Here is a 12004-nt window from a genome sequence, read left to right as displayed (position 1 = left end):
GTGATGCAACAAACGGCGACTTTCTACATAGTTAAATCGGACAGCCCACAAGCGACCCAAACCGGTTTTGCTGAGTACGTACTATTCCTTACTCAGCATTTTGCCAAGCAAGGCGCTAAAGTGTATTTAAACTGTCATGATAAAACGCATGCAGAGTCGATTGCTGAGTTATTTTGGCAAGTCGATGTTGATAAGTTTATTGCACACAACCTTGTAGGCGAAGGGCCAAGATATGGCACCAATATCGAAATCGGTCACCAGGGCGTAAAACCCTCTTGGAACCGACAATTGGTAATTAATTTGGCTGAAAATGAGACAACCTTTGCGAACAAGTTTGCTCAAGTGGTAGACTTCGTTCCCTGCGAAGAAAAAGCTAAACAGCTCGCACGAGAAAGGTATAAAATCTACCGTCAAGCTGGCTACCAGTTGCAAACGATCGAGATCGAATACCCTTAACGGTCAATGCTGATTTTTATACCAATTTGAATAGATATAAGGACCAAGGATAACTTGGAGTCATCCAGATATTTGTTCAAATTGGTATTGAACTCATTTACTGAGTTCACTTATCCAGATTGACTATGATTAACCAGAACGAATTTCCCCAAAATAATCGGGGAATGTATCTAGGCGGCAAGTAAGTGAGCTCTCTGGGCATACTTAGGTATGTGATGAGACGAACGAACGCAGACAACAACGATACAACGTCGATTATGACGGTGAAAAAAGAGCGCTATGGAAAAAACATACAACCCAACTTCAATCGAACAAGCTCTGTATCAGACTTGGGAAGAGCAAGGCTACTTTAAGCCACACGGTGACACCACTAAAGAATCATACAGCATCATGATCCCACCACCGAACGTCACTGGTAGCCTACACATGGGCCATGCGTTCCAAGATACGATCATGGATACTCTGATTCGTTGCGAACGAATGAAGGGTAAAAACACCCTTTGGCAAGTGGGTACTGACCACGCTGGTATCGCAACTCAAATGGTTGTTGAGCGCAAGATTGCGGCTGAAGAAGGCAAAACTAAGCACGATTACGGTCGTGACGCTTTCATCGACAAAATCTGGGAATGGAAAGGCGAATCTGGTGGCACCATCACTAAGCAGCTTCGTCGTCTTGGCGCATCGGTAGACTGGGATCGTGAACGTTTCACGATGGATGAAGGTCTATCAAATGCAGTACAAGAAGTTTTCGTTCGTCTATACGAAGATGACCTAATTTACCGTGGTAAGCGTCTCGTTAACTGGGACCCTAAACTGCACACAGCGATCTCTGATCTCGAAGTAGAGAACAAAGATACTAAAGGCCACATGTGGCACTTCCGCTACCCGCTAGCAGATGGCGTGAAAACAGCCGATGGTAAAGACTACATCGTTGTTGCAACGACTCGTCCAGAGACCATGTTAGGCGATACTGGTGTTGCAGTTAACCCAGAAGATCCACGTTACAAAGATCTAATCGGTAAAGAAATTATTCTTCCTATCGTTGATCGTCGCATTCTAATCGTAGGTGACGAGCACGCGGATATGGAAAAAGGTACTGGCTGTGTGAAAATCACACCTGCGCACGACTTCAATGACTATGAAGTAGGTAAGCGCCACCAGCTACCAATGATCAACATTCTGACTTTCGATGCAAACATCCGTGATGCGGCTGAAGTATTCAATACTAACGGCGAAGCGTCTGATGTTTACGCGACTGAGTTACCTGCAAAATACCACGGTATGGAGCGTTTTGCTGCACGTAAAGCAATCGTGGAAGAATTCAAAGAGCTAGGCCTACTGGAAGAGATCAAAGATCACGACCTACAAGTGCCTTACGGCGACCGTGGTGGCGTGGTTATCGAACCAATGCTAACTGACCAATGGTACGTGCGTACTGCGCCTCTAGCGAAAACAGCCGTTGAAGCAGTAGAAAACGGCGACATTCAATTTGTACCTAAGCAATACGAAAACATGTACTTCTCTTGGATGCGTGACGTTCAAGATTGGTGTATCTCTCGTCAGCTATGGTGGGGTCACCGCATCCCTGCATGGTACGACAACCAAGGTAATGTTTACGTAGGTCGTGACGAAGACGAAGTTCGTAAAAATAACAACCTAGAGTCAGTTATCGAACTTCGCCAAGATGAAGACGTACTCGATACATGGTTCTCTTCTGCACTTTGGACGTTTGGTACTCAAGGCTGGCCAGAACAAACTGACGATCTGAAAGTATTCCACCCTTCAGACGTGCTAGTAACTGGCTTTGACATCATCTTCTTCTGGGTTGCGCGCATGATCATGATGACCATGCACTTCGTGAAAGACGAAAACGGCAAGCCACAAGTACCATTTAAGACAGTTTACGTAACGGGTCTAATCCGTGACGAAAACGGCGACAAGATGTCTAAGTCGAAAGGTAACGTACTTGACCCTATCGATATGATCGATGGTATCGACCTAGAGTCTCTAGTTGAGAAACGCTGTGGCAACATGATGCAGCCTCAACTTGCGGCGAAGATCGAGAAGAATACACGTAAAACGTTTGAAAACGGTATCGAAGCATACGGTACTGACGCACTACGTTTCACGCTTGCAGCAATGGCATCAACAGGTCGTGATATCAACTGGGATATGAAACGTCTTGAGGGTTACCGTAACTTCTGTAACAAACTATGGAACGCGAGCCGTTACGTAATGATGAACACAGAAGAGCAAGATTGTGGCTTCAACGGTGGTGAGATTGAATACTCACTAGCAGACAAATGGATCGAGTCTCAGTTTGAACTGGCAGCGAAATCGTTCAACAACCATATCGACAACTTCCGTCTAGATATGGCTGCAAACACGCTATACGAGTTCATCTGGAACCAATTCTGTGACTGGTACCTAGAGCTAACTAAACCGGTTCTATGGAAAGGCACTGAAGCGCAACAACGTGGTACTCGTCGCACGCTAATCACGGTACTTGAGAAGACGCTACGTCTAGCTCACCCAGTGATCCCTTACATCACAGAAACTATCTGGCAAAGCATCAAGCCACTAGTGGAAGGTGTTGAAGGCGAGACCATCATGCTACAAGCACTACCTCAATACGACGAAGCGAACTTCAACCAAGAAGCGCTAGACGATATCGAGTGGGTGAAAGCGTTCATCACTAGCATTCGTAACCTACGTGCAGAGTACGACATCAACCCAGGTAAACCTCTGGAAGTAATGTTAAAAGCTGACGAGAAAGATGCAGCGCGCCTTGAAGCGAACAAGCAAGTACTGATGTCTCTAGCGAAACTAGAATCGGTACGTGTACTTGCAGCAGGTGAAGAAACGCCAGCATGTGCAACCGCACTAGTGGCTAAATCTGAGCTGATGATCCCAATGGCAGGTCTGATCGACAAAGATGCAGAACTTGCTCGTCTAGATGGCGAAATCAAGAAGACGCATGGTGAGATCAAACGTCTAGAAGGTAAACTAGGTAACGAAGGTTTCGTTGCTAAAGCACCTGAAGCGGTTGTAGCACAAGAGCGTGAGAAACTAGTGGGTTACCAAGAAACACTAGCGAAACTAGAAGAGCAAAAAGCGACTATCGCAGCGCTTTAATCTCTCGTTATCGCAAATAGAAAAGACCGGTCAAATGACCGGTCTTTTTTTGTCTTTAAAGCACTGAATCAAACCACTCGGTTTTGCTGCTCGCCATTCATATAAGCACGAATATTATCAATCAAAATATGCGTCAGCTTCTGAATCGCCGAATCGCTGCCCCATGCAACGTGCGGGGTTAACAATAAATTCGGTAACTCACCGTTAGCCAATAATGGATTGCTTTCATCGGCAGGCTCTTGAGTAAACACATCCACACCAGCACCACCAATTCGTTGCTGCTTAAGCGCCTCGACCAAAGCCTGCTCGTCGACCAAACCACCCCGCCCGGTATTGATTAAAATCGCATTGGATTTCATCAGGCTTAGCTCTTTGCTACCAATTAGGTTACGCGTTTCATCATTGAGTGGGCAATGTAAGCTCACCACATCAGATAACATCAATACTCGTTCAAAAGGTAGGTAACCATCACGGCAATGACTTTGCCCTTTGCGCTCAGCAAAAATCACATTCATACCCAAAGCTTTGGCGAGCGCCGCTGTCGCCTGCCCTAATTCACCACTACCAATCACACCAAGCGTTGAGCCCGCAATCTCACCAATCGGATGGGTGAAGAAACAAAACTGCTTATCTCGCTGCCACTCTCCAGCCAAAATATCATTGTGATAACCACGTAAATTACGCCTCAATGCAAACATCATCGCAATGACATGCTCAGGTACCGATTGAGTGGCATAACCGCGAATATTGGTCACCGCTATGCCCGCTTCACGACAATAATCAACATCAATAATGTTATAGCCTGTCGCCGAGACAGCAATTAACTCTAAGTTAGGGAGATGCGCCAAGGTGCTGCGGTCGAGCACCACTTTATTGGTGATCACGATTTGCGCTTGACTTAAGCGCTCAACAATTTGCTCAGGAGAGGTGGTGTCGTATTCGACCCATTGGTGGTCAAAAGGTAGATGAGGAAACTCGATATGAGATGGAATCGTAGCACGATCAAGAAAAACAACAGTAGGCAGCGACATAAGTATCTCCTTTGTGCTGCCTTATATTCTTAATCTACGAACGTTAAAACCGCGAGTAGATTGAGTGGTTTAAATCACTAAGGTCTTGGCAGCGTTTTATAATCCGGTAATTTTCGCACAGGATCGAAATAGTTAAAGATCATCTCTTCTGCTTCCGGATAAAAATCACATGGAACAAAAATACTACGTAGCCAATGACTACGTGGATGATAAAAGCTTAGCTCAGCAGCGTGCAATGCAAGGCGATCTGAACAACTAAAGGCTTCACCTTCTGAATAAAACTCATCACCGACAATCGGGTGCCCTAATGCTTGCATGTGAACGCGCAATTGGTGCGAACGGCCAGTCACTGGTAGTAGGCGCACAATGGTGGTCTTTTCTTCATATTTCGCGACTTGGAACAATGTCTTCGATGGTTTACCTGTCTCAAAACACACCTTTTGACGTGGGCGATTTTCCCAGTCACAAATCAGCGGAAACTCTAACACACCTTCACTTTGCTCTACATGCCCCCACACTCGAGCGTAGTAAACCTTATGAGTTAAGCGATATTGAAACTGCTTTTTCAAAGCACTTTCAGCACGTTTGTTCTTAGCCAGCACCATTAAGCCTGAAGTATCCATATCAAGACGATGGACGATTTGTGCTTCAGGATGAGTTTCTTGCACACGACTCCAAGCACTATCGTGATGCTCAGGTAAACGCCCAGGCACCGACAACAACCCAGATGGTTTGTTAATCGCTAAGATTTGCTCATCTTCAAAAACAATCTCAACCCAAGGATCGCACGGTGGGTTGTACTCCAGCATTGCCATAATATTTCTCTAAAATAATTTTTCGCAGCGATTATACCCATAACCAAACCAAATTATCTTCTTGACTGACCACTTTAGTTTGTAAATTTTAGGATATAAAACCAATTATTTAATTAATTCACAGATTATTATTCAATCACATCGCTAAACAACAAACATTGCTCTTTACGATAAATTTCTTATCGACTTGATTGTAAAACAAAATTGACGCTGTAAAGCTCGATGATGAATATTTGAACGATGCATTCCCAACCATTACAAGGAAAGAAAATGGAAAATACCTCTGAGGAGATCCCGGCCCAACAATCATCATCGTCAATCATGCAACTGATTCGCTCGATGGGTCCTGGCATTATGATGGCGGCTGCGGCCGTTGGTGGTTCTCACTTAGTTGCGTCAACACAGGCTGGCGCTATCTATGGTTATCAACTTGCACTATTAATTCTGCTGGTAAATTTATTCAAGTACCCATTCTTCCGTGCGGGTATTCAATACACCATGGGCACTGGGGAAAGTTTAGTTGAAGGTTATGCCAAAATGGGGAAATCCTATTTGTGGCTATTTGTTTTACTATGCGTGTTTTCGGCGATCATCAATACTGCCGCTCTACTTCTCTTTAGTGCCAGTTTACTCGGCTACTTTATCCCATTTGAGCTCTCAGCTATCACGCTTTGCTGTATTGTTTTAATTACCTGCTTAGCCATTTTATTTGCTGGGCACTACAAAGCACTTGATGGTTTATCTAAAGCGATCATGGCGGTGCTTACCGTGGCAACCGTGATTGCAGTGATCATTGCTGCCGGTAAACCTGTGCAACCCGCAGCGGATTTTGTGTCACCGTCACCTTGGTCGTTGGCGGCGATTGGTTTTATTGTGGTGACTATGGGTTGGATGCCCGCACCGATAGAGATTTCCAGCTTAACGTCAATGTGGCTCAAGAGCCAACGTCGCTACCAAAATGTAACCTCGAAGTCTGCGTTGTTTGATTTCAATGTTGGCTACATTGGCACTGCCCTATTAGCGGTTGTCTTTCTTGCACTCGGCGCTTTGGTATTGCACGGCAGCGGCGTTGAGTTGTCTAAATCGGGAGCAGGCTTCTCGCATCAATTGATTGGTCTTTACGCAACAACTATTGGTGAATGGTCTCGCTATCTAATTGCAGTGATCGCTTTCTTCTGTATTTTCGGAAGTACCATTACCGTGATTGATGGTTATGCCCGTGTTATCGCTGAATCACAACGTTTGCTGCGTCAACAAGCTGAGCTTAATCCGAAAATCACCCAAAACTGGATGATCGCAATTTCTGCGCTGGCATTAGGCATCATTGTTTTTTGGGCCGGCGCTCTGATCCCAATGCTCGACTTTGCAATGATCATGGCGTTTATTACTACTCCGTTCTTTGCTCTGTTGAACTATATTTTGGTCTCTCGCACGCAACTGCCTGCAGAACTGGCTTTGAGCCGCAGCCAAAATTGGCTATCTATTAGTGGTCTCATTTATTTATTTGGTTTCCTCGCACTGTTTGTGTGGTGGAAATGGTTGATGTAAACCATTAACCAAACTGCAGCGACAAAAAAGGCCTTCATAATGAAGGCCTTTACTTTTTTAGTCTTAACGATTATTGGTGAGACACCACAATCATACGCAGAGAATCTAATTGGTACTGAGCTTTACTGATGTAACCCGTTAGCTCTTTGATTTGCGCATCAATCGCTTCGATTTCTTCGTCACGAATATTTGGGTTAACCGCCTTCAGTGCTTGTAGACGCTCTAACTCACCGTTTAGGCTGACTTGCATCTCTTGCTGAGCTTGAGCACGAATGGCTTCTACCTTACTTTCAACCAGTTTGTCACCGGCACCAATTAACTGATGCACCTGTGCTTGCACTGAAGTCACCAGTTTCGCCGCAATATGACGACCTACTGGACTTAGTTGACGGTTAAAGCTCTCAAACTCAACCTGCTCAGACAGATCGTTGCCTTTGCCATCAAGCATCATACGAATAGGTGTTTGTGGTAGGAAACGACTAATACCACTGCGCTTCGGCGCTTGTGCATCTACTCGGTAAACCAGTTCAAGTAACATAGTACCCACTGGTAGCGCTTTGTTTTTCAGGAGCGAAACTGCAGCAGTACCTACGCCTTCACTCATCAGTAGATCGATACCACCTTGAATCATTGGGTGCTCCCAACTGATAAAGTGCATATCTTCACGAGATAGTGCCGTATCACGATCAAAAGTGATGGTTGCCCCTTCATATGGTAAACCAGGGTAGCTTGGTACCATCATGTGATCAGAAGGGGTCACGACTAATGCATTCTCACCTTTGTCGTCTTGATCAAGACCAATGGTATCAAACAGACTTAGGGCAAATGTCACCAGATTAGTGTCACCGTCAGTCGCTGAAATTTTCTCAACGATTTCTTGTGCGCGGTCACCACCATTTGAGTGCATTTCAAGCAAGCGGTCACGGCCTTGTTCCAGTTGCGCTTTTAGCTCTTTGTTCATTTGAGCAGATTCTTCAATCACCTCATCCAAACCTTCGCTAGTACCTGAAGCCAGAATCTCAATTAAGCGCTCAGAGAAACGATCGTAAACCGAACGGCCCGTTGGGCAAGTTTCAGCAAACGCATTCAAGCCTTCATCAAACCAACGAGCGAGAATAGCTTGTGAGGTACCTTCTAGGTATGGCACATGAATATCGATATCACGGTTTTGACCGATACGGTCTAAACGACCGATACGCTGCTCCAGCAAATCTGGGTTAAACGGCAAATCGAACATCACCAGTTGGTTCGCAAACTGGAAGTTACGACCTTCTGAGCCAATTTCACTACAGATAAGAACCTGAGCACCGCCCTCTTCTTGCGCAAAGTAAGCCGCCGCTTTATCACGCTCAAGGATCGACATCCCTTCGTGGAATACAGTCGCACGAATGCCTTCACGCTCACGCAATGCCTGCTCTAACTGCAGCGCAGTGCTAGCACGCGATGCGATGACCAAAATCTTCTCACTGCGCTTGTCTTTGATTTTTTCTAGTAGCCAGTTCACACGAGAGTCAAACTGCCACCAGCTTGAATCTTCACCTTCAAATTCTTGGAAGATCTCTTCTGGATAAAGGTTTTTCAGTGCTCGCGCTTCAGGACTCATCTTGCCGCCAATCATTCCAGCAACACGCATTGAGGTGGTGTATTGCTGCGGAATCGCCATAGGCAGTAGATGTACATTACGTGTAGGGAAGCCTTTAATCGCTGCACGAGTGTTACGGAACAACACACGACCTGTACCATGGCGATCCATAAGGTTATCAATCAGCTCTTGGCGCGCTGCCGCTTTGTCAGATTCATCACTGTCGCTTTCGATAATACGGAACAGTGGCTCAACATCTTGCTCAGACAGCAACTCAGTAATTTGGTTCTTCGCTTCATCCGGCAGTGACTGGCCAGAAAATAGCATGCTCACAGAATCAGCTACAGGTGCGTATTGCTCTTCTTCTCTGACGAACGCTTCATAATCATAGAAGCGGTCTGAATCCAGCAGACGTAGACGCGCAAAGTGACTCTCACGACCCAATTGCTCTGGCGTTGCGGTGAGTAGTAGCACGCCTGAAGTACGCTCCGCCAAACCTTCAATCACTTGGTATTCACGGCTAGGTTTATCTTGACTCCACTCAAGGTGGTGTGCCTCATCGACAACCAATAGATCCCACTCACCTTCCAAAGCTTGCTCATAGCGCTTACGGCTTTTACGTAGGAAATCAAGCGAACACAGAACATATTGTTGAGTATCAAATGGGTTATCTGATTCTGCGAAAGCTTCGATACAACGCTCTTCATCAAAGATAGAGAAGTGCAAATTGAAACGACGCATCATCTCAACCAGCCATTGGTGTTGCAGTGTTTCAGGCACCACGATCAAAATACGCTCAGCACGACCTGCCAGCACTTGCTGGTGAATGATCATGCCCGCTTCGATGGTTTTACCCAAGCCTACTTCGTCGGCCAATAGGACACGCGGTGCATGGCGACGACCGACTTCATGAGCAATGTAAAGCTGATGAGGAATGAGACCAGCACGCATACCGCATAGACCACGCATTGGGCTCTTATGTTGCTCGTATTGGTTTTTTAGTGCACGGTAGCGCAACACAAAGTTGTCCATACGGTCAATTTGACCAGCGAACAACTTATCTTGAGGTTTGTTGAAACGGATTTGGTTGCTGAGCATAATTTCACGCAGCACCACTTCTTCGCCGTTATCTTCACGTACACCAACATATGAGAGTAGACCTTGCTCTTCGATCACTTGCTCAACTTTCAGTGACCAGCCTTGCTGACTTTCGATCACATCACCAACATTGAAAGTAACTCGCGTTACCGGAGCATCAGTGCGCGCATACACACGGTTTTCTTCAGATGCTGCAAACATTAGTGATACGGTGCGGGCATCCAAGGCAACAACGGTACCTAAACCTAAATCACTCTCTGTATCGCTAATCCAACGTTGGCCCAAAGCAAATGTCATGAATCGACTACCTCATTTAACAATTTTAAGTTCTATCTAAATAACTAAGCGCAAGAATCAATCACACTCTCCAGCAAGGCTGATGCTATGCAACGAATCAACATTCTCTAGTTACTTGGATATATTCTAGCTGCTCTCACGCCATTTCAAAGGCGACTGACGGGGGAATTTCTAAGTCAGTGATGGCGTGGGAAAAAGGGGCTCATCTTACTCGATGACGTGAGATTGGTCACGCGCCTAGCATGGATTTACTCGCAAATTTTCCATTCAAATACGCTTGACATATGAGTGTAAAAATAGCGTGGCACTACTAGTAATACAGATTGCATATACAAATTTATTGAGTCTGAATATTGAGCGTCATTTACCAATCTCAAGTTGTGATTGAGACAACGAATCCTCAATTCGCACTGCAATATCAATAAATTCATGTATATACTTTTATAAAGCACATGAGTGAGACCAACTGCTCACCATTTGCCTCACTCATACGTATAAAAGACGATCTTCACGGGTTTGCTAGCCAGCTTCCCGCTCGATCAGCCTCTGAGCGCGGAGCTTCTCAGACATCGATAAGTCGTTAGATGAGAGTTTTTGCTAGCAAACCAGTCTGCCAACTGTTGTTGGCTTACACCCGTTTTGCGACAGGAGATGCTTATGGGCGATATGGACAGAAAACTCTTCGTTCTCGATACCAACATTCTACTTCACGAACCTCTCGCTATTTATTCCTTTCAAGAACATGATGTGGTCATTCCGATGACCGTACTCGAAGAACTCGACCGCATTAAAGATAGCAAGCGCGACGTCGCCCGTGATGCTCGGGTAGCTATTCGCGCGTTGGAAGCGCTATTTAAAGATGCCACTCCGGATGAAATTTCCGAAGGGATTCCGATTAATCGTGACAATGAAGGCACTGGCCATATTGCGATTTTGGCTGATTTTGAGTTGCAAGAAACCATCAAAGCGTTTGCTGACAAAGCAGGCGATAACCGCATTTTGAACGCTACCATTTACCTGCAAAATAAACGTGCACCGCGCGAAGTCATTCTTGTTACCAAAGATATCAACATGCGCCTGCGTGCAAAAGGGGCTGGAGTACGCTTCGTCGAAGACTATCGCAGCGATCAATTGATCGATGATGTGCAATACCTCACCAAGGGTTTTCAACAAATTGAAGGGGATTTCTGGGCCAATGTCGATCAAGTTGAAAGTAAGAATCTTGGCGGTAGAACTTTCCACACGCTAGCTCGTGAACCGTTTGAGCCGACTTATTTGAATCAATATGTGATTGATAAAACCAGCGACTTTGTCGGTCGCGTTGCTGACATCACAGACGATACCATCATGCTGCGAGATCTCAGCCGTGAGCGATTGATGAATCGACGAGCTTGGGATATTACGCCGAAAAACATTTACCAAGCGATGGCGCTCGATGCCCTACTCGACCCAGACATCGATTTGGTGATTTTAACGGGTGCGGCAGGTAGTGGTAAAACCCTACTGGCATTAGCGGCGGCACTGGAACAAAACATTGAGAAAAAGATGTTTGATAAGATCATCGTCACTCGTAATACACCAGATATTGGTGAGTCGATCGGCTTTTTACCCGGCAGCGAAGAAGAAAAAATGTTGCCATGGCTTGCTGCTGTTACCGACACTCTCGAAGCGCTACACAAAAACGATCATTGCACTGAAGGCTCGCTGAAATACATTTGTGATAAAGCCAATATTCAGTTTAAGTCGATCAACTTTATGCGCGGCCGCTCAATTCAAAATGCGTTTGTTTTACTTGATGAGTGCCAAAACCTCACTGCCTCACAGATAAAAACCATCATTACTCGCTGTGGTGAAGGCACGAAAATCGTCTGCTCTGGTAATTTGGCACAAATTGACTCTCATTATCTCACTCCGGTGACCTCAGGCTTGACCTACATGGTCGAACGATTTAAGAATTTCGAGGGTAGCGCCAATATTCACCTCAACGGTGTGGTACGCAGCCGCCTTGCTGAGTTCGCAGAAGAAAACTTATAAGTGTCCTC

At 45.6% G+C, this 12004-nt stretch carries 7 protein-coding genes; 4 read left to right on the top strand and 3 right to left on the bottom strand.

Annotated features, from left to right (window positions below):
* The first annotated feature begins 3 nt into the window (after positions 1 to 3).
* Together Vt282_RS02160 and Vt282_RS02155 are read left to right on the top strand one after the other, a co-directional pair.
* Positions 4 to 456: a DNA polymerase III subunit chi gene (locus Vt282_RS02160; protein WP_162047177.1), complete on the top strand. Its 453-nt coding sequence runs from the start codon at positions 4 to 6 to the stop codon at positions 454 to 456.
* 279 nt (positions 457 to 735) lie between these two features.
* The gene (locus Vt282_RS02155) at positions 736 to 3591 is read left to right on the top strand and encodes a valine--tRNA ligase (RefSeq protein ID WP_162062438.1); all 2856 of its coding nucleotides are present in this window, start codon (positions 736 to 738) and stop codon (positions 3589 to 3591) included.
* A gap of 68 nt (positions 3592 to 3659) precedes the next feature.
* Here Vt282_RS02155 and Vt282_RS02150 read toward each other — a convergent pair whose 3' ends face one another.
* Complete coding sequence (locus tag Vt282_RS02150; RefSeq protein ID WP_162062437.1) at positions 3660 to 4622, bottom strand: D-2-hydroxyacid dehydrogenase; 963 nt, start codon at positions 4620 to 4622, stop codon at positions 3660 to 3662.
* A gap of 77 nt (positions 4623 to 4699) precedes the next feature.
* Complete coding sequence (gene rluA, locus Vt282_RS02145; protein ID WP_162062436.1) at positions 4700 to 5437, bottom strand: bifunctional tRNA pseudouridine(32) synthase/23S rRNA pseudouridine(746) synthase RluA; 738 nt, start codon at positions 5435 to 5437, stop codon at positions 4700 to 4702.
* 270 nt (positions 5438 to 5707) lie between these two features.
* On the opposite strand from rluA, the gene Vt282_RS02140 reads away from it, so the two are divergent.
* Positions 5708 to 6985 (top strand): Nramp family divalent metal transporter, encoded by a 1278-nt coding sequence (locus Vt282_RS02140; protein WP_162062435.1) that lies wholly within the window; start codon positions 5708 to 5710, stop codon positions 6983 to 6985.
* A 70-nt stretch (positions 6986 to 7055) separates the two neighbouring features.
* Here the strand turns inward: Vt282_RS02140 and rapA are convergent, their stop codons facing one another.
* Positions 7056 to 9962 (bottom strand): RNA polymerase-associated protein RapA, encoded by a 2907-nt coding sequence (gene rapA / locus Vt282_RS02135; RefSeq protein ID WP_162062434.1) that lies wholly within the window; start codon positions 9960 to 9962, stop codon positions 7056 to 7058.
* Positions 9963 to 10619: 657 nt separating this feature from the next.
* On the opposite strand from rapA, the gene Vt282_RS02125 reads away from it, so the two are divergent.
* Positions 10620 to 11996 (top strand): PhoH family protein, encoded by a 1377-nt coding sequence (locus Vt282_RS02125; protein ID WP_162062432.1) that lies wholly within the window; start codon positions 10620 to 10622, stop codon positions 11994 to 11996.
* Positions 11997 to 12004 lie beyond the last annotated feature (8 nt).

Origin of the sequence: Vibrio taketomensis, assembly GCF_009938165.1 — a bacterium.
In the GTDB taxonomy this organism is placed as follows: Bacteria; Pseudomonadota; Gammaproteobacteria; order Enterobacterales; family Vibrionaceae; genus Vibrio; species Vibrio taketomensis.
The sequence above is the reverse complement of the archived record's forward strand: the minus strand, read 5'-3'. Positions and strand labels throughout refer to the sequence as shown.